Source organism: Martinezella lusitana (genome assembly GCF_010668395.1).
Classification (GTDB): Bacteria; Pseudomonadota; Alphaproteobacteria; order Rhizobiales; family Rhizobiaceae; genus Rhizobium; species Rhizobium lusitanum_A.
Genome location: NZ_WUEY01000001.1, coordinates 55729 through 79127, shown reverse-complemented (window position 1 = coordinate 79127; position 23399 = coordinate 55729). Strand labels below are relative to the sequence as shown.

26 protein-coding genes are annotated in these 23399 nt (G+C 61.5%); 13 read left to right on the top strand and 13 right to left on the bottom strand.

Translation table 11 applies throughout. The features are described 5' to 3' along the window. Nucleotides 1-2: 2 nt before the first annotated feature. Complete coding sequence (locus GR212_RS00435; RefSeq protein WP_163984497.1) at nt 3-944, bottom strand: histone deacetylase family protein; 942 nt, start codon at nt 942-944, stop codon at nt 3-5. 168 nt (nt 945-1112) lie between these two features. Here GR212_RS00435 and GR212_RS00430 point away from each other — a divergent pair, with 168 nt between their 5' ends. Further along, nucleotides 1113-1514 carry an acyl-CoA thioesterase gene (locus tag GR212_RS00430; RefSeq protein WP_163984496.1) on the top strand — a complete coding sequence of 134 codons (402 nt, stop codon included), beginning with the start codon at nt 1113-1115 and terminating at the stop codon, nt 1512-1514. Nucleotides 1515-1569: 55 nt separating this feature from the next. Here the strand turns inward: GR212_RS00430 and GR212_RS00425 are convergent, their stop codons facing one another. Genes GR212_RS00425 through GR212_RS00415 form a run of 3 tightly spaced genes read right to left on the bottom strand, consistent with a single transcriptional unit; the run spans nt 1570 to nt 3435 of the window. Then, complete coding sequence (locus GR212_RS00425; protein WP_163984495.1) at nt 1570-2127, bottom strand: biotin transporter BioY; 558 nt, start codon at nt 2125-2127, stop codon at nt 1570-1572. A gap of 28 nt (nt 2128-2155) precedes the next feature. Continuing rightward, nucleotides 2156-2758, bottom strand: coding sequence for an energy-coupling factor transporter transmembrane component T family protein (locus GR212_RS00420; RefSeq protein WP_163984494.1), 603 nt, complete (start codon nt 2756-2758; stop codon nt 2156-2158). Continuing rightward, nucleotides 2758-3435 carry an energy-coupling factor ABC transporter ATP-binding protein gene (locus tag GR212_RS00415; RefSeq protein WP_163984493.1) on the bottom strand — a complete coding sequence of 226 codons (678 nt, stop codon included), beginning with the start codon at nt 3433-3435 and terminating at the stop codon, nt 2758-2760. The genes GR212_RS00420 and GR212_RS00415 overlap by 1 nt, the downstream gene beginning before the upstream one ends. A 107-nt stretch (nt 3436-3542) precedes the next feature. On the opposite strand from GR212_RS00415, the gene GR212_RS00410 reads away from it, so the two are divergent. Together GR212_RS00410 and GR212_RS00405 are read left to right on the top strand one after the other, a co-directional pair. Continuing rightward, nucleotides 3543-4736 carry a winged helix-turn-helix domain-containing protein gene (locus GR212_RS00410; protein WP_163984492.1) on the top strand — a complete coding sequence of 398 codons (1194 nt, stop codon included), beginning with the start codon at nt 3543-3545 and terminating at the stop codon, nt 4734-4736. Between the two features lie 34 nt (nt 4737-4770). Continuing rightward, the gene (locus GR212_RS00405; protein WP_163984491.1) at nt 4771-5355 is read left to right on the top strand and encodes a GNAT family N-acetyltransferase; all 585 of its coding nucleotides are present in this window, start codon (nt 4771-4773) and stop codon (nt 5353-5355) included. A 78-nt stretch (nt 5356-5433) separates the two neighbouring features. On the opposite strand, the gene ribB is transcribed toward GR212_RS00405, so the two are convergent. Together ribB and aroC are read right to left on the bottom strand one after the other, a co-directional pair. Beyond that, on the bottom strand, nt 5434-6537 hold the full coding sequence (gene ribB / locus GR212_RS00400) for a 3,4-dihydroxy-2-butanone-4-phosphate synthase (RefSeq protein WP_163984490.1): 1104 nt from the start codon (nt 6535-6537) through the stop codon (nt 5434-5436). A 10-nt stretch (nt 6538-6547) separates the two neighbouring features. After that, nucleotides 6548-7645 (bottom strand): chorismate synthase, encoded by a 1098-nt coding sequence (gene aroC / locus GR212_RS00395; RefSeq protein ID WP_163984489.1) that lies wholly within the window; start codon nt 7643-7645, stop codon nt 6548-6550. 311 nt (nt 7646-7956) lie between these two features. Here aroC and GR212_RS00390 point away from each other — a divergent pair, with 311 nt between their 5' ends. Then, nucleotides 7957-8217: a DUF1344 domain-containing protein gene (locus GR212_RS00390; RefSeq protein ID WP_004110020.1), complete on the top strand. Its 261-nt coding sequence runs from the start codon at nt 7957-7959 to the stop codon at nt 8215-8217. A gap of 110 nt (nt 8218-8327) precedes the next feature. Here the strand turns inward: GR212_RS00390 and GR212_RS00385 are convergent, their stop codons facing one another. The 4 genes from GR212_RS00385 to GR212_RS00370 form a co-directional block, all read right to left on the bottom strand. Next, entirely contained in the window at nt 8328-8924 is a 597-nt protein-coding gene (locus tag GR212_RS00385; protein ID WP_163984488.1) for a histidine phosphatase family protein, read from the bottom strand. An 18-nt stretch (nt 8925-8942) separates the two neighbouring features. Beyond that, a complete protein-coding gene (gene fabI, locus GR212_RS00380) occupies nt 8943-9761 on the bottom strand; it encodes an enoyl-ACP reductase FabI (protein ID WP_163984487.1) in 819 nt (272 codons plus the stop codon). A gap of 122 nt (nt 9762-9883) precedes the next feature. Next, nucleotides 9884-11053, bottom strand: coding sequence for a DnaJ domain-containing protein (locus GR212_RS00375; RefSeq protein WP_163984486.1), 1170 nt, complete (start codon nt 11051-11053; stop codon nt 9884-9886). Nucleotides 11054-11366: 313 nt separating this feature from the next. Next, nucleotides 11367-11825 (bottom strand): RT0821/Lpp0805 family surface protein, encoded by a 459-nt coding sequence (locus tag GR212_RS00370; protein WP_163984485.1) that lies wholly within the window; start codon nt 11823-11825, stop codon nt 11367-11369. A gap of 64 nt (nt 11826-11889) precedes the next feature. On the opposite strand from GR212_RS00370, the gene pdxH reads away from it, so the two are divergent. Continuing rightward, nucleotides 11890-12510, top strand: coding sequence for a pyridoxamine 5'-phosphate oxidase (gene pdxH / locus GR212_RS00365; RefSeq protein WP_163984484.1), 621 nt, complete (start codon nt 11890-11892; stop codon nt 12508-12510). Nucleotides 12511-12512: 2 nt separating this feature from the next. On the opposite strand, the gene GR212_RS00360 is transcribed toward pdxH, so the two are convergent. After that, complete coding sequence (locus GR212_RS00360) at nt 12513-13571, bottom strand: polysaccharide deacetylase family protein (RefSeq protein ID WP_163984483.1); 1059 nt, start codon at nt 13569-13571, stop codon at nt 12513-12515. 228 nt (nt 13572-13799) lie between these two features. Between GR212_RS00360 and GR212_RS00355 the strand changes: the two genes are divergently transcribed. After that, nucleotides 13800-15086, top strand: a complete 1287-nt coding sequence (locus GR212_RS00355; protein WP_163984482.1) for a D-alanyl-D-alanine carboxypeptidase family protein — start codon at nt 13800-13802, stop codon at nt 15084-15086. 108 nt (nt 15087-15194) lie between these two features. After that, the gene (locus GR212_RS00350) at nt 15195-15503 is read left to right on the top strand and encodes a pyrophosphatase (RefSeq protein ID WP_163984481.1); all 309 of its coding nucleotides are present in this window, start codon (nt 15195-15197) and stop codon (nt 15501-15503) included. A gap of 13 nt (nt 15504-15516) precedes the next feature. On the opposite strand, the gene tldD is transcribed toward GR212_RS00350, so the two are convergent. Both tldD and GR212_RS00340 read right to left on the bottom strand, forming a co-directional pair. Beyond that, complete coding sequence (tldD, locus tag GR212_RS00345; RefSeq protein WP_163984480.1) at nt 15517-16932, bottom strand: metalloprotease TldD; 1416 nt, start codon at nt 16930-16932, stop codon at nt 15517-15519. 63 nt (nt 16933-16995) lie between these two features. After that, nucleotides 16996-17619, bottom strand: a complete 624-nt coding sequence (locus tag GR212_RS00340; protein WP_163984479.1) for an invasion associated locus B family protein — start codon at nt 17617-17619, stop codon at nt 16996-16998. 336 nt (nt 17620-17955) lie between these two features. On the opposite strand from GR212_RS00340, the gene coxB reads away from it, so the two are divergent. The 6 genes from coxB to GR212_RS00315 all read left to right on the top strand — a co-directional run bounded on the left by coxB (nt 17956) and on the right by GR212_RS00315 (nt 23273). Next, nucleotides 17956-18846 (top strand): cytochrome c oxidase subunit II, encoded by an 891-nt coding sequence (gene coxB / locus GR212_RS00335; protein WP_163984478.1) that lies wholly within the window; start codon nt 17956-17958, stop codon nt 18844-18846. Between the two features lie 14 nt (nt 18847-18860). Next, a complete protein-coding gene (gene ctaD / locus GR212_RS00330) occupies nt 18861-20555 on the top strand; it encodes a cytochrome c oxidase subunit I (protein WP_163984477.1) in 1695 nt (564 codons plus the stop codon). Between the two features lie 58 nt (nt 20556-20613). Then, nucleotides 20614-21573: a heme o synthase gene (locus tag GR212_RS00325; RefSeq protein ID WP_163984476.1), complete on the top strand. Its 960-nt coding sequence runs from the start codon at nt 20614-20616 to the stop codon at nt 21571-21573. After that, on the top strand, nt 21570-21710 hold the full coding sequence (locus tag GR212_RS36760) for a hypothetical protein (protein WP_015339051.1): 141 nt from the start codon (nt 21570-21572) through the stop codon (nt 21708-21710). The genes GR212_RS00325 and GR212_RS36760 overlap by 4 nt, the downstream gene beginning before the upstream one ends. Nucleotides 21711-21719: 9 nt before the next feature. Beyond that, complete coding sequence (locus tag GR212_RS00320; protein WP_163984475.1) at nt 21720-22331, top strand: cytochrome c oxidase assembly protein; 612 nt, start codon at nt 21720-21722, stop codon at nt 22329-22331. Between the two features lie 63 nt (nt 22332-22394). After that, the gene (locus tag GR212_RS00315; RefSeq protein WP_163984474.1) at nt 22395-23273 is read left to right on the top strand and encodes a cytochrome c oxidase subunit 3; all 879 of its coding nucleotides are present in this window, start codon (nt 22395-22397) and stop codon (nt 23271-23273) included. Nucleotides 23274-23399 lie beyond the last annotated feature (126 nt).

Genomic DNA, 23399 nt, shown 5'->3' with positions numbered 1-23399 from the left:
CGTCAACCTCTCATCATGCGTAGAATATGCATCCCCGCCGACTCGGCGAGACCTTCCAGATCATAGCCGCCTTCGAGCAGGCTGACGACCCGGTTCTTGGCACTGCGGTCGGCGACTTCGAGCAGCCGTCCCGTCGCCCAGTCGAAATCCTCGCCGGTCAGGTTCAGCTGCGCGAGCGGATCGCGGTGATGGGCGTCGAACCCGGCCGAGATGATGATGAGATCCGGGCTGAAGTCGTGGAGCGCCGGCAGCACGCGCGACTTGAAGGCCTCGCGGAAATGATCGCCGCCGGTATTGGGGGAAAGCGGCGCATTGACGATGGTGTTGTGCGCACCGCGCTCGTCCTTCTTGCCGGTGCCGGGATAGAGCGGCATCTGATGGGTCGAACAGAAGAGAACGGACGGATCGTCCCAGAAAATGTCCTGCGTGCCGTTGCCGTGGTGCACGTCCCAATCGACGATGGCGACGCGTTCGGCGCCGTGGACCTTCTGCGCGTGGCGTGCGGCGATCGCCGCATTGTTGAAGAAGCAGAAACCCATGGCCTTGGTCTTCTCGGCGTGATGGCCGGGCGGACGGGCCGCGACGAAGACGTTGTCGGCTGCCCCCGTAAAGACATCGTCGACCGCCGCCATCGCGCCGCCGACGCCGTGCATGATCGCCTGCAGCGTCTTCGGGCTGGCATAGGTGTCCGCCTCGAGCTGGTTGATCTCGCCCTCGTCGCCCTTGTCCGGCATCGAGCGCAGCACGAACTCCAGATGCTCTTCGGGATGCGCAAGCAGGATCGCATCCTCATGGGCGGGAGGGGCCTTTCGCCGGTCCAGCCGCTCGAAATTCGGATGCTCCAGCGCGATGTTCAGCGACCGCAGCCGGTCGGGTCGCTCCGGGTGGCCCGGCGGAACGATGTGCTCGAGAAAGATCGGGTGTTCGTAAAGACGTGTGCTCATGGGGCCAATCTATAAATGAGGTCTGACGCCTATTAGAGGACATGGACAATGTCACTACAATGTCAACAACCCATCTTAACCACTTTGAGAGGGCGCCCGTTTACTTATCGAGGTGCGGTGTTAAGCTTTCATTAAGGTCAGTATGGCGTCGGTCAGGGTTATTGCGTGATGGCGAGAGTAGAAAGATCCGATGTCATCGAGGTAAGGGTGCCGCCGCGCGATGTCGACCGGCACGGCCAGATGTTCATCGCCTCCTACATCTCCCAGGCGGAAACGGCGCTTTCGAATTTCTGGCGCACGCGGCCGCTGGTCGACGACGAGCCCATCTATATCGCCAAGAAGGCCTCGTGCTCGCTGCATCGCGCCTTGCGCTTTGATGACCTTGCCCGCTTCTCCATCAGTGTCAACAAGATCGGCGGCAAGTCGATCGGCTTCATGGTGATGGTCGAGACCGGCAACGAACTGGCCGCGGAGGTGGAGATCCTCTGGCTTGCCGTGCGTGGCGATGAGCAGGATCCGGTGCCGCTTCCCGAAGACACGCGCGACTGGCTCTACAAATATCTCGCTTGAGCGGCTGTAAGGCCGGCATCGCGGCTGCGAACCACCGCGATTTTGTGTGAGATGTTCAGCTCCGCTGTGGCAGCAGCGGGTAGCCGGCCATGACGGCGCGGCCGACGAGCGCTGCGACCACGGCCTTGACGACGTCACCCGGCACGAAGCCCAGCGACCCGAGAAACGCCTTGCTGAAGCCGATATTGGCGGCCAGCCAGGCGATGCCGAATGCGTAGAGCACGACCACGCCGCCGATGACCGCGGCGATGAAGAAGCCGACGCCTTGAACGAGGCCGCTCTGTTCCGGCTTCACCAGCTGTTCCGAGATATAGCCGGTGACGAAGGCTGCAAAAATCCAGCCGACGAAGAAGCCGGCCGTCGGGCCGACGAACACCGCGAGGCCGCCTCGGCCGCCCGACAGGACCGGCAGGCCGATGGTCACGAGAACGACCACCAGCAGCACCGCGATCGTGCCGCGCTTGGCGCCGAGCACGACACCGGCGAGCATGACGCCAAGCGATTGTGCGGTGATCGGAACCGGAATGATGCCGATCGGGATCGGTGGCAGCAGGCCGAGCGCCACGATGATGGCGGCAAAAAGCGCCGAGAGGACGAGATCGCGGGTGTTCATGGCGGCTCCTTCCGAAAAAGACCTGTGTTCATTGCCGCCGAATTCCACGCGCGTCAATTGCCGCCGCAATATTGTCGGCGTCGCGCAGCGTCAGGATGATGAGCGGCGCAAGCGTGGTCGCCAGGCGTATCTTGATGCCCCTAGCCTGATGCGCTTCGCGAATCGCGCGGTAACGATCGAGAATTTCGGGCACGAAACGGATCACGAGGCCGATCGCAAGCCCGATATCGGCGGCCCTGAGCAGGCCGATTTTTTCGAGCGGCATGGCAAGGGCCGTGATCTCGTCGATGAAGGCGGCCATCGACGTCGTCGCCGTCACCGTCGCGGCAAACAGCGCGAGCGCCGTCAGACGCAGCGCCGTGACGATTGCGGCGTGGAACGGGCCGACGAGCGCCGCGAAAACCGAAAGGACGGCAATCGAGATCAGAATCGGCCTCAGCCGTCTCAGCGCATCTCCGATCGCCAGTCCGGTGCGGAAATAGAGGCCGGCACCGAGAAGATTTGCGCAGGCAAGCAGCGCGACCGACTGCGTCAAGAAGAGCAGAACGCCACATGCGGCAAGTGTCAGCAGCTTTGCGCGCGGCGAGAGCCGGTGCAGCCAGGTATCGACGTCGACATGCAGCGTCTGCATCAGCCCGCCAACTCCCTGTAGCGTGCGATCGCTTCCGCCGCCGGCGCATCGGCGACGAGCCGGCCCTGATCGAACAGCAGCACCCGCTCGAAATCCTCGAGCAGCGGCAGGTCGTGGCTGATGACGATGGCGCTTTCCGGCAGCCCGGCGATGGTTTTCTGCACGAGCGCCCGATTCTTGAGATCGAGCTGGTTCGTCGGTTCGTCCAGAATGAGAATATCCGGGCCGGTGACCAGCACCGAGCAGAGGGCCGCCATCTGCAGTTCCCCGCCGGAAAGCTCATGCGCGCGCCGCCCTGCCAGGTGGCCGGCGCCGAATCGCGCAAGGATGCCCTCGACGGCCGCATCGACCTGCGTCTTGTCGTATCCCCGTGCCTTCAGCCCGAAGGCGATATCGTCGCGCACGATGGGCAGGATGATCTGGTTCTGTGGCGACTGGAAGATATAGCCGACCTTGCCGAGCACCTTGCCGGCATCGCCGACCGTATCGAGACCGTTGACTGTGACACGCCCGCACGTCGGCTTGACGAGCCCGTTGATCAGCCGCGCAAAGGTGGTCTTGCCGGAACCGTTGAGCCCGACTATCCCGATGCGGCGCTCCTGAAGCGTCAGGTTCAGCGGAAACAGCGCGGTGCGCGTGCCGTAATCGACGCCGGCATTGTCAAAGCGGATATCCAAGCGGCTTCCCTGTTCGGTGGTGGTGTCGCGGAGCTATAGCGCATAGCCTCGATTTATCAAATCAAGACCTCTTTGAATGCATGGGAATTTATGCCTATGATCCCGCAATGACGAATCTGCTGTCGAATCGTGATGCCCGCCGCGTGTTCCTTGCCAAGCAGGGGCTTGCCAATCCACCGAACCGCGCCTTGAGCAAGGCGGGTCTGCTGCAGCTCATCCACGACATCGGCTTCGTGCAGGTGGACAGCATCGCCACCGTCGAGCGCGCCCATCACCAGATCCTGTTTTCGCGCAACCAGACCTATCGGCGCGAGCATCTGACCGAGCTTTTGGAAAAGGATGGCGCGCTGTTCGAGAACTGGACGCATGATGCCTCCATCCTGCCGAGCGCCTTCTTCGTCTACTGGAAACATCGCTTCCGCCGCGAGGAAGTGGCGATCATCGAGCGCTGGCGCAAATGGCGGGGGGAGGGGTTCGAGGCCGTCTTCGACGAGACCTACGAGCGGGTGCTGAAGAATGGCGCCATCACCGCCCGCGAGGTCAAGGCGGAAGATCACGTCTCCGGCGGCTGGTGGAACTGGCATCCGAACAAGACGGCGCTCGAATACTTCTGGCGCACCGGCAAGTTCGCCATCGCCGGTCGTACCAATTTCCAGAAGGTCTATGACCTGGTCGAGCGCGTTCTGCCGAGCCATTTCCATGAGCCGGAAGTCGAGCACGACGAATTCGTCGACTGGGCTTGCCGCAGTGCGTTGCAGCGTCTCGGCTTCGCCACGTCGGGCGAAATCGCCGCCTTCTGGGATCTGATAACGCCTCAAGAGGCCAGGACATGGGTCGAGACGCATCGGGACGAGCTGACCGATGTGTTGATCGAGCCTGCCGATAGCGGCAAGCCGCGCCCTTCCTACGCCTTCCTCGATTTTCATGACACGCTCGACGATCATGCCGAAGCGCCGGCGCGGATCCGCGTCCTCAGCCCCTTCGATCCGACTTTGCGGGATCGCAATCGCACGGAACGGCTGTTCGGCTTCTTCTATCGCATCGAGATTTTCGTGCCGGAACCCAAGCGTGAATACGGCTACTATGTTTTTCCGCTGCTGGAAGGCGACCGGCTGATCGGCCGGATCGACATGAAGGCCGACCGCAAGGCGGGCACGCTGGACGTCAAACGCCTGTGGCTCGAGCCGGGCGTCAGGGCATCGGCCGGCCGGCTGGAGAAGCTGGAAGCCGAGCTGGAGCGCGTCGCCCGCTTTACCGGAGTCGAAAGGGTCGTTTTTCTTGAGGGCTGGCGCGGCGCATAGCGCTGCGAAATATTCATCCAGTGTGCCAGGCTAGATGGGAGCAGGTCTGAAACGGGAGGTTTCGTTGTCGTCACCGATTCTTGAGGGCCGCAATGTCAGGCTCCGGCCGCCGCGCACCGACGATGCCGATGTGCGTGTCGCTCTCGGCAACAGCGCCGAGATAGGGGAGATGTTCGGTGTGAGCAGGGGCGACTTGAAACCCGTCACCCGGGAAGGCGCCGCCAGATGGCTGCAATGGCTCGCCGATCATCCCCATGCCTGGGTCATCGAAATCAATGGCGCCTTCGCCGGCGAAATCAGATTGGACAACGTCAATCGCCAGGACAGGCGCGCGACGATGGCGATCGGCATCAACAATCCGGCCTTGCTGGGCAAAGGCTTCGGCACCGAAGCGATCACCGTTCTGCTGCACCATGCCTTCGGCGAGATGGGACTGCACCGCATCGGAATACGCGTGCTCGCCTACAACAAGCGTGCCATCCGCGCCTATGAAAAATGCGGCTTTGTCGTCGAAGGCAGGGAGCGGGAGACGGCTTACGTCAACGGTAGCTGGCACGACGACATCATGATGGGCCTGCTGGATCGCGAGTTCTTGTCCCGCGATACCATCGAGTCTTGATCCGCCGAATTCATGGCCGCCGGGAATCCGTTGCGATGACGATTGTTCGCAACGGATGGGAGCCGGTCATCAGACCGACTAGCAGATTTCCGTCTCTGCGATCTTGATGCCAAAACCTTCCAGGCCGACATAGTGCCGCTCGCGGCTGGTGAGCAGCTTGATCGAGCTGACGCCGAGATCCTTCAGGATCTGTGCGCCCAAGCCGATTTCGAGCCATTCGCTGTCTCGCGTCTGGGCTTCGGCATGTGCCTCGCGGCCGGTCTGGCGCGACTTGCGGCCGTTGTCGAAATGACCGACGCCGACGGAGCCTTCGCGCAGATAGACGATGATGCCTCGTCCCTCTTCGGCGATCTTGTTCATATAGAAATCGACAGGCCGGCGTTTGCCGAAAATATCCTCGGCGACGCTTTCGGGGTGCAGGCGTACCGGAATATCGATACCGTCGCGGATGTCTCCGAAGACGACGGCAAGATGCTGCATCGGGTCCCAGGGCAGGGAATAGGTATGGGCGCGCGCCTTGCCGAACGGCGTCTCGATGTCGAAGCTCGTGCCGAGTTCGATCAGCGTTTCCTTGCGCTGGCGATAGGCGATGAGATCGGCGACGGAGACGAGCTTCAGTCCGTGTTGCTCGGCGAAACCGACGACCTGCTGGCCACGCGTGACCGTGCCGTCGTCATTGACGAGTTCGCAGATGACGCCGATCGGCGGCAGGCCGGCGAGCTTGCAGAGATCGACGGCTGCTTCCGTATGGCCCGAGCGCATGAGCACGCCGCCTTCGCGCGCAACCAGCGGGAAAATATGGCCGGGGCGGACGAAATCCGTGGGGCCGACATTCGGATTGGCAAGGTTGCGCACCGTCAGCGTCCGGTCGTCGGCGGAAATGCCCGTCGTGGTGCCGTGCTTGAAATCGACGGAAACGGTGAAGGCGGTGGTGTGCGCGGAGTCATTCTCCGCCACCATGGCATTGAGGTTCAGCCGCTTGGCTTCCTCGCGCGGCATCGGCGTGCAGACGATGCCGGAGGTGTGGCGAACGATGAATGCCATCTTTTCCGCCGTGCAATGAACCGCGGCGACGATCAGGTCGCCTTCGTTTTCGCGGTCGTTATCGTCCATGACGACGACGATCTCGCCGGCCTCGAAGGCCCGGATGGCATCGACAACACGCTTCTGGTCGTAAGGCATCTCGAATTTCCTATCTCTGCCGGCCCGTCTGGCCGCGATCCCTCAGATAATGGTCGGCGACGGCGCAGGCAACCATCGCCTCGCCGATCGGCACCGCGCGGATGCCGACGCATGGATCGTGGCGGCCCTTGGTGCGCACATCGACATTGTTGCCGTCGGCATCGATCGACTGGCGCTCCGTCAGGATCGAGGAGGTCGGCTTGATGGCAAAGCGGGCGACGACGGGTTCGCCCGTGGAAATGCCGCCCAGGATGCCGCCGGCATGATTGGACAGGAAGATGCGCTTGCCGTCGTTGCCCATGCGCATCGCATCGGCATTCTCCTCGCCGGTCAGCTCGGCGGAGGCGAAGCCTTCGCCGATTTCGACGCCCTTGACGGCGTTGATCGACATCAGCAGCGAGGCGATATCCTGATCGAGCTTGCCGTAGATCGGGGCGCCAAGGCCCGCCGGCACGCCTTCGGCCACGACTTCGACCACGGCGCCGATCGAGGAGCCGGCCTTGCGGATGCCGTCGAGATATTCCTCCCATACCGGCACGATGTCCGGATCGGGGGCGAAGAACGGGTTCTGGTCCACCTGCGCCCAGTCCCAGTTGGCGCGGTTGATCTTGTGCTTGCCGATCTGCACCAGTGCGCCGCGGATCGTCACGCCGGGCACGACGAGGCGGGCGATGCCGCCGGCGGCCACGCGTGCGGCCGTCTCCCGGGCCGACGAGCGCCCGCCGCCGCGATAGTCGCGGATGCCGTATTTGACGTCATAGGTATAGTCGGCATGGCCGGGGCGGTAGCGCCGCGCGATTTCGCCGTAGTCCTTCGAGCGCTGGTCGGTGTTCTCGATCAGCATCGAGATCGGCGTGCCGGTCGAGATCATCGTCTCGCCGTCCTCGTCCAGCATCACGCCCGACAGCACCTTGACGAGATCGTCCTCGCGGCGCTGCGTGACGAAGCGTGATTGCCCCGGTTTGCGCTTGTCGAGCCAGACCTGGATATCCTCGAGCTTGAAGCGGAGGCCCGGAGGGCAGCCGTCGACGACGCAGCCGAGCGCCGGACCGTGGCTTTCGCCCCAGGTGGTGACGCGGAAGAGGTGACCGAAAGTATTGTGCGACATGAAAAACGACCGGTTTGGTGCAGCCTGACAGGCAGACAGCGTCTTGTCTCTTGCAATTGCGGCACACTCATAGGCCAAAATGCCGGCAAGACAAAATCTTTCTTTCCAACAGCGCGGAAACGGCTGGCGCAGCCATCTTCCGTTGCATCATCGATATGGTAAACAAAGATTAATCCGTTCTGTGGATTGTGACGATGCATTCACCAATTGGGCGAGCAAAGCCACCATTGCGGGCAATTTCCGCCATATTCGCAGTGTTCTCTAGGGCTCATAAGAAATCACAGTCGAATTGACGTTAAGGGGTGACGACCATGCGCTTTTTTGTAGCGACGCTTTTAGCCACGGCAAGCCTTCTTGCTCCCGTCGCAGGCTTTGCCGAAAGCGCAGATGTCGAGGCCACGATCAAGAAGGTCGATACGAAGAATTTCAGCATCACGCTGGACGACGGCAAGAATTATCAGGTGCCGGAGGATTTCGATTTCAACGGCCTGCAGGCTGGTGTGAAGGTCGTCGTCTTCTACACGGAAGTCGATGGCAAGCGCGTCGTCAACGATCTCGATATCGTCCAGTAGATTTCTGTGCCGCCAGGCAACTGGCGGCCCAAGCGAACGCGGCGCTTCGGACGCGATCGCTATCCCGCAGTTTCCCAAGCCGCACCGCCGACGTTCAGTCGGGAATGGCTCTACATCCAGCCGATAATCTTCATTTGCGGATCGACCTTCAGGATCTGGTCCTGATGGATAGGAATTTCGGCCGCTTCTTCCTTTTCGACATCGCCGATCAGACGGAATAGCGTGCGGATGACGCCGCCATGCGTGACGCAGACGGTCGGGCGGTCGACGGATGCCAGCCAGGAGCCGACACGCCAGGAGAGGATTTCATAGCTTTCCGCGTCATCGCCGGGCGGAATGAAATCCCACTTGTTGGCCTTGCGTTCCGCGAGCCGGTCGGGCTGCGTCGCTTTCAGTTCCTTGAGGGTAAAGCCTTCCCAGGCGCCGAACGATACTTCGACCAGCCGGTCGTCGGTGCGATAGTCCCTGGGCGGCACGCCCATGGCCTGTCTTGCGATTTCCATGGTTTCGCGCGTGCGCCGCAACGGGCTGGCGACGAAATCGAAGGGCCGGTTTTCGAAGGCGAGGATTTCGGCGAGATCGATGCCGTTCTGCCGCGCCTGTTCGCGGCCGATGGCGTTGAGATCGATATCCTTCTGCCCCTGCAGGCGCCGCTCGGCATTCCAGTCGGTCTGACCGTGACGTATCACATAGAGGATGGGCGACACGGTCAGATTTCCTGTTGGTCAGTCCTTCGCGACGGAAATGTCGGGCGCGTCCACGGCCTTCATGCCGACCGTATGGTAGCCGGAATCGACGTGATGGACTTCGCCGGTGACAGCCGTCGACAGGTCGGACAGCAGATAGAGGGCGGAATTGCCGACCTCGTCGATCGTGACGGTCCGCTTCAGCGGTGCGTTGTACTCGTTCCACTTCAGGATGTAGCGGAAGTCGCCGATGCCGGAAGCCGCGAGCGTCTTGATCGGGCCTGCCGAGATCGCGTTGACGCGAATGCCGCGGCCGCCGAGATCGACTGCGAGATAGCGCACGCTTGCTTCCAGAGCAGCCTTTGCCACACCCATGACGTTGTAATGCGGCATGACCTTCTCCGCACCGTAATAGGTGAGGGTGATCATCGAGCCGCCGTCATTCATGATTCGCTCGGCGCGCTGTGCAACCGCCGTGAACGAATAGACGGAGATGTCCATCGTCTTCGTGAAGTTGTCGCGGCTGGTATCGAGGTAACGGCCGGTCAGCTCGTCCTTGTCGGAGAAGGCGATGGCGTGCACGACGAAATCGATCTTGCCCCATTTGGCTTCCAGCGTGTCGATGACCGCATCGATCGTTGCCGGCTCGGTCACGTCGCAATGGCCTGCCATGAAGGCGCCCAGTTCCTGGGCGAGCGGCTCGACGCGCTTCTTCAGGGCATCGCCCTGCCACGTCAATGCGATTTCGGCTCCGGCATCCGAACAGGCCTTGGCAATACCCCACGCTATCGAACGGTTGTTTGCTACGCCGAGGATGACGCCGCGCTTGCCTGCCATGAGGCCAGTGGATTGAGCCATATTCTGCTCCCTTGAACTTTCGAATGACCCTGCCTATGGCATAGCCCGTCCCCCTGTTCAAGCATCGTAAAGATCATCAACTGTTAGGGATCGTAACAAAGGGTGCTGTTGTCACTAAAATTTCACAGGAAAAGCCCTTCGCGCATGCTGCGCATGAGATCCGTAACCTTATCGTCCGGTTTTTCCCACAGCATGAGCCGCAATTCGACGATGAGATCGCCTTTTCCGCCGTTGCCGTCGGGCAATCCTTCGCCGGGAATGCGAACGGTCTGATCCGAACCGGACCAGGCGGGCACCGTCAGCTTGACCGGCCCGTTCAACCCGTCGACCATGGTTTCGCAGCCGAGCACGGCATTTTCGATGGTGACGGGCAGTATCGTGCGCACGTCACTGCCGTCGAGCGTGAAGCGTCCGTCGGTAGACAGATGGATGGTAATGGCGACGTCGCCGCGCAACATGCCCTGAAGCTTCAATCCCTGGCCTTTCAGGTGAAGCACCTGGCCGTTCGAGATGTCCGTCGTCGCCTGGAAGCGCGCCTCGCGGCCGTCGGACAGCGGAACGGTGATCCATCGGCTCTTCAGCATGTCGTCGAGCGTCACCGTGGCTTCCGCCGCGACCTCTGGCGTCTTTTCCGGCGGCTTCTCCGGAACGCTGCCGCCGGTGATGCGGCGTACGAGCGAGCTCAGAATACCGAATGCGGACCGTGAGCCGGCTGAAGAGGTTCCCGTCGCCAGCAACTCTTCTTCCGCAGAGGCTTCTTCGGTGGCGGCCGAGTTGGCGTCCTGCGGCTTCTCCGCCTGCTGTGCGCCGGTCTCCGCCGTGGCTTGCTCCTGCTGCGCGCGGCCGGCCTTCACTCCAAAAATGCGCTCGACCATGTCCTCGGGGGATTCGCCGGCGGCGGTCTGCTGGGCGGACCGGCCGGCCGCGGCGGATGCAGCGGCCTTGCGCGCATTGGCCTGGGCAAGCTCTTCCATGATCTTGTCGGCGTTGGCGCGTGCGGCCTTGGCGCGCTCGGCCGCCTCGCGCGCGGCCTGCCGCTGCTGCATGATCGTCTGCTCCTGGCTCTGGCCCTTGGCCTCGGCCATGCGCGCGATCTGATCGTAACGGCTGCGCTTCTTCGGATCCTTCAGCGTCTCGTAGGCATGGCCGATTTCGGCGAAACGCTCCGTCGCCGTTGGATCGCCAAGATTGTGGTCCGGATGGGCGGTTTTTGCCAGGTTGCGCCAGGCGGACTTGATTTCGTCCGCCCCTGCATCCTTCTTAACGCCCAACACCTTGTACGGATCGCGCATCTTTCCCGCCATCGTTCATGGATGTGCCCAGCCCCATAGCGGCACTCCAAGCAAAGAACCCCGTTGGTCGCGCTTCGCCACCTTGCTTCCTGTCTGGGAGGCACGGCGATGCGCGAATGAACCGATCCTGCGGGAAGAGTTGCTAATCAGGCGTTACGCCGGGCAGGGGCAAGCCATCCCCATTTGGCGGCATGGTTAGCCGATCGCTAACGAGGCAGGCCGGGAGCTGGCAAATGCTTCCGTAGCGCATTTGCACATGCGCTCATCGGCTCGAATTATCTTGGATGCGGGAAGGAGCGGAGGACGAGGAGGTTCAGCCGGCCTGCTGGAAACTGAGCAGCTGCCACTCACCCTGGCCGACGAGGCAGGTCCTGCCGGAGAAATTGGCAATGCCCTGATAGGAGTGGCGGCTCGTGCGGAACTGTCGGCAGACCACGCCAGAAGCGTTGCTTTCGACGATCGTGTCGATGACGCCGGCGCTGCCGGTCGAGGCGTTGGCCCACGGAATGGACTGACCGTTGAGCTTTAGCAGATCCGCGGAAGTGACCGCATTGCGTACGGTCGTCTCATCGGAAATGCTGTCGGTCGTCACGGGGGCTGTCGGCACCGTGCCGGTCGATACGCTGCGATCCACCTTGGCGGAGCTCAGATAGTCCATGCCGCCGCCGACGCAGCCGCCAAGTGTGAAAAGGGAGACCAGGGCGACAGCCATCGTCACGCCTTTTGCAAGCTTGCGCTTTGTATCAACGGTCGACTTTGCTATGACTTCCACCCGAACATTGCGGCCAGCCAGAGGGGCCGGCGGTTATTAGGAATTGCGGAGTATTTAAACTAATATGTCGGAAAACGAGTTAACAAGCGGTGACTTCACCGAGCAGAACGAGCCTTTCACCCTTTTTGCGGCCTGGCTGCGCGAGGCGGAGAGCACGGAGCCGAACGATCCGAATGCGGTTGCACTGGCAACGGTGGATAAGGATGGTTTGCCAAATGTCCGCATGGTTCTTCTAAAAGGCTTCGATAGTGACGGATTCGTATTCTATACGAATTTCGAAAGCCAGAAAGGCCAAGAAATTCTTTCCCAAAAGAAAGCGGCCATGTGTTTCCACTGGAAATCGCTGCGTCGCCAGGTGCGCCTGCGCGGCCTGGTTGAAGTGGTGACCGACAACGAGGCCGACGAATATTTCAAGACCAGGGCGCGGGGCAGCCGCATCGGCGCCTGGGCCTCGAAGCAATCCCGCCCTCTGGAGGGCCGGTTCGCGCTGGAAAAGGCCGTCGCCGAATACACGGCCCGCTATGCCATCGGCGAGATCCCGCGTCCGTCCTACTGGTCCGGCTTCCGCATCCGGCCGCTCTCGATCGAATTCTGGCATGACCGCCAGTTTCGCCTGCATGACCGAATCGAATTTCGTCGTGATGTCCCGGAAGGTGCCTGGCAGAAGGTGCGGATGTATCCGTGACCCTATGCCGTTTCCCGGCGCCCCATCAGCCGCATGGGGATGCCGGAGGCGAGCGCCGACGCATAGCGCGCCTTCTGGTAATGGCCGTTCAGCGATAGTCGCGGCAGGAGCATCGCAGCCGCGCCGTTCGTCGCCATTATAGTGCCGGGGCGTGTCGTGACGCCGACGGAAAAGCCGAGTTCCGCGGCAAGCCTGCCCTCGCGCTGCGAGACTGCTTCCGGCGTGCCGTAGGGATAGGCGATTGCAACCGGCCGTTTTCCGGCGATGTCGGTCACATAATCGGCCGAAAGCGCCATCTCCGCCTCCGCCTCCGCCTCCGTCAGCCTCGCCAGCGCCCGGTGGCTCACCGTATGCGCGCCGAGCGAAGCGAGCGGATGATCGATAAGTTGCCTTAATTCATTCCGATCCATGATGGACGCCCGTACGATGTCGAGCGGGTCCAGGCCATGATGCCTGGCAAGCTCGTCGATCCGTCCGACGGCTTCGCTTTCTTCGTTTCCGTGAACGAAAGCGGCGAAGCGGGCAAATGCGGCATGTTTCTGACTGTCCTTGCCAAGCGGCACGAATTCCTCGCCAGAGCCGAAGTCGAATGTCAGCCGATCCAGCCGGCCGAGCAGTTCGGCCAGCGTTTCCCACCATAGACTATGGGTCCGTTCCGAAAGCCCCTGGGCGACGAAGACCGTGAAGGGCGCATTGTGGCGTGCGAAGACCGGCAGGGCATGGTCGAGATTGTCCCGGTTGCCGTCATCGAGCGTGAAGGCGACGAAAGGCGGCTTGCCCGCGGCAGTGGCTGCCCGCGAGGGAAGAGCGTCGAGGGCGATGAACTCGTAGCCATCCTGCTTCAGGCGGGCGATCGCGCGATCGAGAAAACCGGGCGAAACCTCCAGATGCGCATTGGGCGCAAAACGGCGGGGCAGGGCGGGGCGGACATGATGGAGCGTGAAGATGGCGCCAAGGCCGGCGACACCGCGCATCAGGCCGGCACCCTTTAGAATTGCGGCAGCCTCCAGCCCGCTGGAAATCATCGTGCGCTTGAGGCGGACCTTGATGCCCTGTTCCATGCGGAGCGACCTGGTTGACCAATGCCAACGCTTTAGCCCACCCTCCGTTAAACCTTACTGAATCTTTGCCATAATTTCCAATACGTTAACAATTATTTTACCAGCAATAGCAAAATTAAAGAACTATCGAGGCTGTTGCCTCAATATCGCACCGATATCAGGTTTTTTGTCGCAAAATCATACATGGATTGATGCGGTGTGTTGGCATTCTTTCGGTTGGGGACAATTATGAAACGACTTTTGATGGCTCTGTCTGCGGCCGTCTTGCTATTGAGCGCTCCTGTGGCGAGCTTTGCTGGCAGCGCCTATTTCATCATGGATGCGAAGACCGGTAAGGTGCTCGCCTCAAGCAATGCGGATGACCTCAACCATCCGGCATCCTTGACCAAGATGATGACCTTGTATCTGACCTTCGAGGCGATCCATCGCGGCAAGCTGAGCTGGAACAGCCGGATACCGGTATCGAGCGCGGCGGCGGCCAAGCCCCCGACCAAGCTCGGTCTGAGACCCGGCAGCACGGTGACGGTCCGCGAAGCCGTCGACGGCATGATTATCAAGTCCGCCAACGATGCCGCCGCCGCCATGGCGGAAACGCTGGGCGGGAGCGAAAGCGGCTTTGCCCGGCTGATGACGCAGAAGGCGCGCGAGATCGGCATGCGCCGCACCGTCTTCGTGAATGCTTCGGGCCTTCCCAACATGCAGCAGGTGACGACGGCACGCGACATGTCGACGCTCGCCGTTGCCCTCATCAACAATTATCCCCAGGAATACCGGCTCTTCTCGCAGGCGAGCTTCAGCTATCGTGGTCATCGCGTTCGCGGCCACAACAACCTGATGTATCGCTATGAAGGCATGGACGGCATCAAGACCGGCTATACCAACGCCTCCGGCTTCAACCTGGTCAGCGCCGTGCGCCAGGGCAACCGTCGGGTGATCGGCGTCGTCATGGGCGGCGCCACGGCCCGCGGCCGCGATGCCTTGATGGCATCGCTGCTGGATCGCTACATTCCGAAGGCGACCTCCGTTTCGGCATCGCGGCTTGTTGCAAGCGTCAGTGGCGGCAAGGCTGCACGGCAGGTCGAAGTGGCCTCCGCCTCCGATGATGTTGCCGTCGATGTCGACACGCAGACCACCGCGACGACGACCAACAAGCGCGCCGAGGCCGTGCCGATGGCATTTGCCGCCGCCTCGAACGTCACCGTGCCGATGGATCGCCCCGCAGCGATGGACGAAATTCTCGTTTCCAACAAGCCGGCAGCCGGCGGTGGCTGGCAGGTGCAGATCGCCGCAACGCCGACGGCCCAGGCCGCCAAGGATCTGCTCTCCGAAGCGAAGTCCCGCGCCGGCAACGCGCTCGCCAACGCTTCGCCCTATACCGAAGCCGTCGGCAAGGGTGGCAACACCGTCTATCGTGCCCGCTTCATCGGCTTTGCAAGCCGCGACGATGCGAGTTCCGCCTGCTCCGCTCTGAAGCGCAAGGATTTCGATTGCATGCTGCTGCCCAACAAAGGCTAAGCATATCGCGAACTGGATTTTGACGAGCAGGCGGGGCAAAACTCCGCCGGCTCGACTTTTTTGTCGGAATCGTTCATCAATGCCCGGAACATAAGGGGAACGATACCGATGCTGAAAGATCTGATGACGCAGTTCGAGGCGGCTTCCGCGACCTATGCCGCCGACAACGGCCTTGAACGCGATGACGATTGGTTCGTCCTGAAATTGCAGGAGGAGATGGGCGAATTGATCCAGATCTGGAACAGGATCACCGGTCGCGGCCGCCGCAAGGGCATGAGCGAATCAGAGCTTGCGACGGCGCTCGCCGATGAAACGGCCGATGTGCTCGGCCATATTCTTCTATTCGCGCATCGCAACGGCCTCGATCTCAATGCAGCCGTCGAGCGCAAGTGGCGTTTTCGCCCGCACGAAGAGTAAGGGCAGGGGTAGCTTAAGCCTTGGTGCCGCCCACGGTGATCTGGTCCATGCGCAGATGCGGCTGGCCGACGCCGACGGGAACCCATTGACCCGCCTTGCCGCAGTTGCCGATGCCGGTATCGAGCTTCGTGTCGTTGCCGACCATCGTGACGCGTCTCATGGCGTCCGGCCCGTTGCCGATCAGCATGGCGCCCTTGATCGGAGCGCCGATCTTGCCGTTCTCGACGAGATAGGCCTCCGTGCAGCCGAAGACGAACTTGCCGGAGGTAATATCCACCTGGCCGCCGCCGAAGGAGACGGCATAGATGCCCTTCTTCACCGAGGCGATGATTTCTTCCGGCGTCTTGTCGCCGCCGAGCATGTAGGTGTTGGTCATGCGCGGCATCGGCGTATGGGCATAGCCCTGCCGGCGGCCGTTGCCGGTTGCCTTCATGCCCATCAGGCGCGCATTCTGCCGGTCCTGCATGTAGCCGACCAGCTTGCCGTTCTCGATCAGCACGTTATAGGCCGAAGGCGTGCCTTCGTCGTCCACCGTGATCGAGCCGCGGCGGTTTTCGATCGTGCCGTCGTCGACGACGGTAACGCCCGGCGCGGCGACCATCTGGCCCATCAGGCCTGCGAAGGCCGAGGTCTTCTTGCGGTTGAAATCGCCTTCCAGCCCGTGCCCGACGGCCTCGTGCAGCATGACGCCCGGCCAGCCGGAGCCAAGCACGATGTCCATCGTGCCGGCCGGCGCTTCGATCGCCTCGAGATTGACGAGCGCCTGCCGCAAGGCCTCGTCGGCGCCGCGATGCCAGTTGTCCTGAGTGACGAAGTCGCCGAAACCGATGCGTCCGCCGGTGCCGAAGGAGCCTGCCTCCTGCCGGTCGCCGTCGCCGACGATCACCGAGATGTTGATGCGTGTCATCGGGCGGATATCGCGGACCCGATGCCCATCGGCGCGCAGGATGTCGACGACCTGCCAGCTCGCGGCGATGGATGCCGTCACCTGGCGTACCTTGTCGTCCTTGTCGCGCAGATAGCTGTCGATCTGCTGCAGGAGCTTGGCCTTCTCCTCGAAGCTTGGCGTGCCGATCGGGTTCTCGTCGCCGTAGAGCACCTTGTTGGTGCGCTGCGGCGCTGCCGCGTAGGAGCCGGCATGACCCGAGGTGACCGCGCGCACGGCGTCGGCGGCGCGCTTCAGCGCCGCCTCGGAAAGATCGCCGGCATGGGCATAGCCCACGGCTTCGCCGGCAACGGCGCGCAGGCCGAAGCCCTGCTCGGTGTTGAAGCTGCCGCCCTTCATCCGGCCATTGTCGAATGTCAGCGATTCCGCCTGGACATGCTCGACGAAGAGCTCGCCGTCGTCGGCGCCCGACAGCGCCTCGGCAACGATGCCGCGCAGCTTGGCTTCGTCGGCGTCGAAAAGGGTAAGGAGATCGGTATTCATGAGTCAGGTGCTCCGTTCAGAGCCGATGTAGGATTCTCACGGCGCAAGAGCAAGCCCATCCCGTCAGGGAAGGGCGTCGTAGCCTTCGGCAAAGCCCTTCAGATCGACCGGAATGCCGATGCCTTCTTCCGGCGACTGGAAGACGATGAAGGTTGCGGTGGCGCCGCTGCGCAGTGTCTTCAGCAACTCGTCCTCGAGCACGACCTCGGCGTAGCAGCCGTCGGAGAAGCAGCGCACGAAATAGGCGCGGCCGATATCCTTGCCGTCGATATTGAGGCCGAGCCCGTTCGGCAGCAGCACGCCGAGCGGCGCAAGCACGCGCAGGATCTTCGACTTGCGGTCAGCCGTCTTCAGCACCACGACGGAAAGGCCGATTTCCGGGCGATCCTCGGCGATCACGTTTTGCATCAGCGCGCATTGCTCGGTCGAAGCGCCGGCCGGCTTGTCGCAGACGACGGACCATGCGCCGTGGCTGGAGCGCACCGTACCCGGCGGCTGCGGAACCTGGCTGGTGGGAACCTGCTGCGTATGCGGCTGCGGCTGGCCCTGCTGTTCGGGCTGCAACTGCTGGGTCTGCTGCGCCGGCGGCTGAGTCTGTTGTGCCTGCTGCGCCCATGCGGGCGCCGCGACTGCGGCAGCGACGCTGACGGTAACAAGCAAAAGCCGGGCGAGGGAACGAAAACCCATGGAAACCTCTAGATTCGAATCAGTGCCGCTATTGTTGAAGCCCAGGCCGGCAAATGAAAAGCCCCGGGTGCTGGATTCCAACCGACTACGGCGGAAATACGACGTCTACTCCATTTTGTCCCGGCGGCGCCATGGACCATCATGCAATTTTTCGTATGATGATGAAATGCTTGCCATGTCCGGGACGAGCGTGGGGGATATTCGCGCAAAAATGCCGCACTAACAAATCTCTTGAGTTGTTGCGGAGTACCCCAAACTGTGGTTTGAAGCGCAATGGATTGTAGGGATACTGCGTTTGAGGAAGATCTGGGATCAAACGCTGGAGGGAGAGACATCGTGATTAAAAGAGCTTACGCGGCTCTGGCGGCTATGATCTGTCTGCTTTTTGCGACAGGTAGTTACGCCGATCAGCCGAAACCTTGGGAAACCGGTATGCAGGAGGCGGCGACCGGCAACATGCATCAAATCCGCTGGTTTGAGGCATACACGCTTTGGTTTATTATTCCGATCACGCTGCTGGTTCTCGTCCTCCTGGTGGTGGTCATTGTCAAGTTCCGGGCTTCCAGGAACCCGGTTCCGTCGAAGACGAGCCACAACACGCTGATCGAGGTCGTCTGGACCATCGGTCCGGTGCTCATTCTGCTTTTCCTGGCTATTCCCTCCTTCAACCTTCTCACCGACCAGCTCACGTTCCCGCAGCAGATCGACGTCACCGTCAAGGCGACGGCGACGCAGTGGCAGTGGAACTATGAATATGAGGGTAGCGGTGCAACGCCGGTCGCCTTCGATTCCTTCATGCTGAAGGATCAGGACCGCACCGCCGCCGGCAAGGACGACAAGTCGAAGTATCCGCGGCTTCTCGCCGTCGACAACGAGATGGTTGTTCCCGTCGGCAAGAACGTTCGCGTTCTCGTCACGGCCGCGCCGACCGACGTCATTCATTCCTTCGCCATGCCTTCCTTTGGCGTCAGGATCGACGCCATTCCGGGTCGCCTGAACGAAACCTGGTTCAACGCCGACCGTGAAGGCTTGTTTTACGGACAGTGTTCCGAGCTCTGTGGCAAGGATCACTCTTTCATGCCGATCGCCATCCGTGTCGTCTCCGACGATCAATACAAGCAGTGGCTTGCCGCTGCCGCGACTGATCTGAACAAGGCGAACAAGGCTCTGATGGCCGCCGTCGATCAACCGACGACCGTCAAGGTCGCCGAAAACACGGCGAAGTAAGAGGGGTAGGAACTATGGCTGGATCCACGGCACACGACGATCACTCGCACGATCTTCACGACGCTCATGCGCATGATGATCATCACGCTCACAAACAACGCTTCGCTGACCGTTGGCTTTTCTCGACGAATCACAAGGACATCGGCACGCTCTACCTGATCTTTGCGATCTGTGCGGGCGTCATCGGCTTCCTTCTGTCGGTCGCCATCCGCATGGAATTGCAGGAACCCGGCATTCAGATCTTCAGCGGTTTGGCGTCGATGGTTTACGGCTATTCCGGCGACGCCGCCATCGATGGCGGCAAGCAGATGTACAACGTCTTCGTCACCGCCCACGCGCTGATCATGATCTTCTTCATGGTCATGCCGGCGATGATCGGCGGCTTTGCCAACTGGATGGTGCCGATCATGATCGGCGCGCCGGATATGGCTTTCCCGCGCCTCAACAACATCTCCTTCTGGCTTCTCGTCCCGGCATTCCTGCTGCTCATCCTTTCGATGTTCGTCGAAGGTCCGGCGGGTGCTTATGGCGCGGGCGCCGGCTGGACGATGTATGTGCCCTTGTCGGGCACGGTCGGCCATCCGGGCCCGGCGATCGACCTGGTGATTTTCGCTCTCCATCTGGCGGGTGCGTCCTCGATCCTCGGTGCGATCAACTTCATCACGACCATCCTCAACATGCGCGCTCCCGGCATGACGCTGCACAAGATGCCGCTGTTTGCCTGGTCGGTTCTGATCACCGCATTCCTGCTGCTTCTGTCGCTGCCCGTCCTCGCCGGCGCCATCACCATGGTGCTGACCGACCGTAACTTCGGCACGACCTTCTTCGCGCCGGAAGGCGGTGGCGATCCGCTGCTCTACCAGCACCTCTTCTGGTTCTTCGGGCATCCGGAAGTCTACATCCTGATCCTGCCCGGCTTCGGCATGATCAGCCACATCATCTCGACCTTCTCGCGCAAGCCGATCTTCGGCTACCTCGGCATGGCCTATGCCATGGTGGCGATCGGTGCGGTCGGCTTCGTCGTCTGGGCCCACCACATGTACGTAACCGGCCTGTCGCTCGACACGCAGCGCTACTTCGTGTTCGCGACGATGGTCATCGCCGTCCCCACGGGCGTCAAGATTTTCTCGTGGATCGCGACGATGTGGGGCGGTTCCATCGAGTTCCGCACGCCGATGATCTGGGCGCTCGGCTTCATCTTCCTGTTCACGCTCGGCGGCGTTACCGGCGTTCAGCTCGCCAATGCCGGCCTCGACCGCGAACTGCACGCAACCTACTTTGTGGTCGCGCACTTCCATTACGTGCTGTCGCTCGGCGCCGTCTTCGCCATCTTCGCCGCCTGGTACTACTGGTTCCCGAAGATGACCGGCTACATGTACAATGAGCGGATCGGAAACTGGCACTTCTGGATCACCTTCATCGGCGTGAACATGGTGTTTTTCCCGCAGCACTTCCTGGGCCGCGCGGGCATGCCGCGCCGCTACATCGACTATCCGGATGCCTATGCCGGCTGGAATTTCGTTTCCTCCATCGGCTCCTATGTCGCAGCCGTGGGCGTTTGCTTCTTCTTCTGGGGCGTTATAGATGCTTTCGTGAAGAAGCGCGTTGCAGGCAACAATCCCTGGGGCGAGGGTGCGACCACGCTCGAGTGGCAGCTTTCGTCGCCGCCGCCCCATCATCAGTGGGAAGAGCTGCCGCGCATCAAGTAGTCCGGTTCCGGACGCCGTGACACGCGGCGTCCGGCTCAACTGATAATTGGAAGAAAGAATGACGGTCATCGACAATCACGAAGCGCTCGCGAAGCAAGGCGAAACCGGCTTGTCGGAAGCGAGTGCGCGCGATTATTTCGAGCTTCTGAAGCCGCGTGTCATGTCGCTGGTCGTCTTCACCGCCTTCACCGGCCTGGTGCTGGCCCCCGGCCACATCAATCCGGTGCTCGGCTTCATCGCCATCCTCTGCATTGCCGTGGGTGCCGGCGCGTCCGGCGCTTTGAACATGTGGTATGATGCCGATATCGATGCCGTGATGAGCCGCACCGCGCGCCGGCCGATCCCCTCGGGGCGCATCAACCCGTCGGAAGCCCTGGCGTTCGGCCTCGTGCTGTCGGGCTTCTCGGTGACGATCCTCGGTCTGGCGATAAACTGGCTTTCCGCCGGCATCCTCGCTTTCACCATTTTCTTCTATGCCGTCGTCTACACGATGTGGCTGAAGCGTTCGACGCCGCAGAACATCGTCATCGGCGGCGCTGCAGGCGCTTTTCCGCCCGTGATCGGTTGGGCTTGCGTGACCGGCAGCGTGACGATCGAGAGCATCGTGCTCTTCCTCATCATCTTCCTGTGGACACCGGCGCATTTCTGGGCGCTGGCCCTGTTCAAGATGGGAGACTACGAAGCCGTCGATGTGCCGATGCTGCCGAATGTCGCCGGGATACCGGCGACCAAGAACCAGATCGTCGTCTATGCCGTGCTGACCGCCGTCATCGGCGTCGCTCCGGCTCTCATGGGCTTTGCAAGCTTCGGCTATGGCGTCGTTGCCGCAGTTCTCGGCGCGATCTTCGTACACTGTTCCATCGCCGTCTGGCGTATGGCCGATGGCGACGTGAAGATGGTGCCGGCAAAGAAGCTCTTCGGCTTTTCCATATTCTATCTCTTCGCGATCTTTTCCGCGCTGCTGATCGACCGGCTCGTTGCCGTGCTGATGTCGGGCGCCGCCGGAGGCTGGCTATGATCGAACTCGTCAAACTGACGGAAGCGCAGAAGAAATCACGGCGAGGGCGGAATATTGCACTCGGCCTGGTACTGGCCGGTCTGGTGGTGCTGTTCTACGCGATCACCATCATCAAGGTCGGTTCTGGACACGTTTGAGGAGGCGTGATGGAGGGGGAGGTCAAAAAGAGCGCGAGGAACGGCAGCCGTAACAACGGGCTGGTCGTTGCCATGTGCCTCAGCTTCGTCATCGGCATGACTGCCATGTGCGCCGCTGCCGTGCCGCTCTATCGCATGTTCTGCCAGGTGACGGGCTATAACGGCACGACGCAGCGCGTCGAGCAGGTGTCCAACCTTATCCTCGACAGGCAGATCCAGGTTTCCTTCGACGCCAATGTCGCGCCCGGCCTGCCATGGGATTTCAAGCCATTGCAGAAGACTGTAAGCCCGAAGATCGGCGAGACGGTCGAGGTCAAGTTCGAGATCGAGAACAAGTCCGACAAGCCGGAACGCGGCCAGGCGATCTTCAACGTCACGCCGCTGGAAGCCGGGGTCTATTTCAACAAGGTCCAGTGCTTCTGCTTCAACGAAACGGATCTCGCGCCAGGGGAAAAGCGCGAGATGTCGGTGGTTTTCTACGTCGATCCTGAGATCGCCAAGGCCGTGGAAACCAAGACGATCAACGCCCTGACACTGTCCTATACATACTACCCGCGGGAAGGCGTAAAGCCCGTGGCGTCGAATGAAGGCACAGCACAGCCGGCGGAAAAGAAACTTTGATGGAGAGTGCTTTTCGGTTTGACCGGAAGCAGTATGGGAAAAAGTTATTCGGGGATTGCTGATATGGCCGAAGCGCATCAAAAGAAACACGACTATCACATTATCGATCCCAGCCCATGGCCGATCGTCGCGGCCATTGGCGCCTTCGTAATCACCTTCGGCGGCGTCGGTTTCATGCGCTATCTGAATGGTGGCACGCTGCATCTGTTCGGACTGAACCTGGCGCAGCCATGGTTGTTTTTCATCGGTCTGGCCCTGATCCTCTACGTCATGTACGGCTGGTGGGCCGATACGATCAAGGAAGCGCATGAAGGCGCGCATACCCGCGTCGTCTCGCTGCATCTGCGCTACGGCATGATTATGTTCATCGCCTCCGAGGTGATGTTCTTCGTTGCCTGGTTCTGGGCCTATTTCGACGTCAGCCTGTTTCCGAACGAGGCGATCCAGGCCTCGCGCACGGCCTTCCTCGGCGGCCAGTTCCCGCCGAAGGGCGTCGAGGTCCTCGATCCCTGGCACCTGCCGATCTACAACACCATCATCCTGCTGCTGTCGGGCACCACGGTTACCTGGGCACACCATGCGTTGCTGCATGGCGACCGCAAGGGGCTGATCCAGGGTCTGACGCTCACCGTCCTTCTCGGCGCCCTGTTCTCCTGCGTCCAGGCCTATGAGTATGCCCATGCGCCATTCGAGTTCAGAAACTCGATCTACGGTGCGACCTTCTTCATGGCGACCGGCTTCCATGGCTTCCACGTTTTGATCGGCACCATCTTCCTGCTGGTGTGCCTGGTGCGCGCCATCCGCGGAGATTTCACGCCGAAACAGCATTTCGGCTTCGAAGCGGCCGCCTGGTACTGGCACTTCGTCGACGTCGTCTGGCTGTTCCTCTTCTTCTGCATCTATATCTGGGGCAGCTGGGGCGCACCGGTCGCCGCCGGCTGACCGGCCTCGATCTTTCGATGACAAAAGGCGGGCGCTCGGTGCCCGCCTTTTTGTTATATCAAGAATAAACCTCCACCTACGGTGGAGGACTGGACGAGTTTTACACGGTAGTTGAGAGACCTCCTG

Excerpts from the sequence above, each read along its gene's own strand:
- GR212_RS00435 (WP_163984497.1), bottom strand. The coding sequence starts at position 944 with ATGAGCACACGTCTTTACGAACACCCGATCTTTCTCGAGCACATCGTT.
- GR212_RS00430 (WP_163984496.1), top strand. The coding sequence starts at position 1,113 with ATGGCGAGAGTAGAAAGATCCGATGTCATCGAGGTAAGGGTGCCGCCG.
- GR212_RS00425 (WP_163984495.1), bottom strand. The coding sequence starts at position 2,127 with ATGAACACCCGCGATCTCGTCCTCTCGGCGCTTTTTGCCGCCATCATC.
- GR212_RS00420 (WP_163984494.1), bottom strand. The coding sequence starts at position 2,758 with ATGCAGACGCTGCATGTCGACGTCGATACCTGGCTGCACCGGCTCTCG.
- GR212_RS00410 (WP_163984492.1), top strand. The coding sequence starts at position 3,543 with ATGACGAATCTGCTGTCGAATCGTGATGCCCGCCGCGTGTTCCTTGCC.
- GR212_RS00405 (WP_163984491.1), top strand. The coding sequence starts at position 4,771 with ATGGGAGCAGGTCTGAAACGGGAGGTTTCGTTGTCGTCACCGATTCTT.
- ribB (WP_163984490.1), bottom strand. The coding sequence starts at position 6,537 with ATGCCTTACGACCAGAAGCGTGTTGTCGATGCCATCCGGGCCTTCGAG.
- aroC (WP_163984489.1), bottom strand. The coding sequence starts at position 7,645 with ATGTCGCACAATACTTTCGGTCACCTCTTCCGCGTCACCACCTGGGGC.
- GR212_RS00390 (WP_004110020.1), top strand. The coding sequence starts at position 7,957 with ATGCGCTTTTTTGTAGCGACGCTTTTAGCCACGGCAAGCCTTCTTGCT.
- fabI (WP_163984487.1), bottom strand. The coding sequence starts at position 9,761 with ATGGCTCAATCCACTGGCCTCATGGCAGGCAAGCGCGGCGTCATCCTC.
- GR212_RS00375 (WP_163984486.1), bottom strand. The coding sequence starts at position 11,053 with ATGCGCGATCCGTACAAGGTGTTGGGCGTTAAGAAGGATGCAGGGGCG.
- pdxH (WP_163984484.1), top strand. The coding sequence starts at position 11,890 with ATGTCGGAAAACGAGTTAACAAGCGGTGACTTCACCGAGCAGAACGAG.
- GR212_RS00360 (WP_163984483.1), bottom strand. The coding sequence starts at position 13,571 with ATGGAACAGGGCATCAAGGTCCGCCTCAAGCGCACGATGATTTCCAGC.
- GR212_RS00355 (WP_163984482.1), top strand. The coding sequence starts at position 13,800 with ATGAAACGACTTTTGATGGCTCTGTCTGCGGCCGTCTTGCTATTGAGC.
- GR212_RS00350 (WP_163984481.1), top strand. The coding sequence starts at position 15,195 with ATGCTGAAAGATCTGATGACGCAGTTCGAGGCGGCTTCCGCGACCTAT.
- tldD (WP_163984480.1), bottom strand. The coding sequence starts at position 16,932 with ATGAATACCGATCTCCTTACCCTTTTCGACGCCGACGAAGCCAAGCTG.
- GR212_RS00340 (WP_163984479.1), bottom strand. The coding sequence starts at position 17,619 with ATGGGTTTTCGTTCCCTCGCCCGGCTTTTGCTTGTTACCGTCAGCGTC.
- ctaD (WP_163984477.1), top strand. The coding sequence starts at position 18,861 with ATGGCTGGATCCACGGCACACGACGATCACTCGCACGATCTTCACGAC.
- GR212_RS00325 (WP_163984476.1), top strand. The coding sequence starts at position 20,614 with ATGACGGTCATCGACAATCACGAAGCGCTCGCGAAGCAAGGCGAAACC.
- GR212_RS36760 (WP_015339051.1), top strand. The coding sequence starts at position 21,570 with ATGATCGAACTCGTCAAACTGACGGAAGCGCAGAAGAAATCACGGCGA.
- GR212_RS00320 (WP_163984475.1), top strand. The coding sequence starts at position 21,720 with ATGGAGGGGGAGGTCAAAAAGAGCGCGAGGAACGGCAGCCGTAACAAC.
- GR212_RS00315 (WP_163984474.1), top strand. The coding sequence starts at position 22,395 with ATGGCCGAAGCGCATCAAAAGAAACACGACTATCACATTATCGATCCC.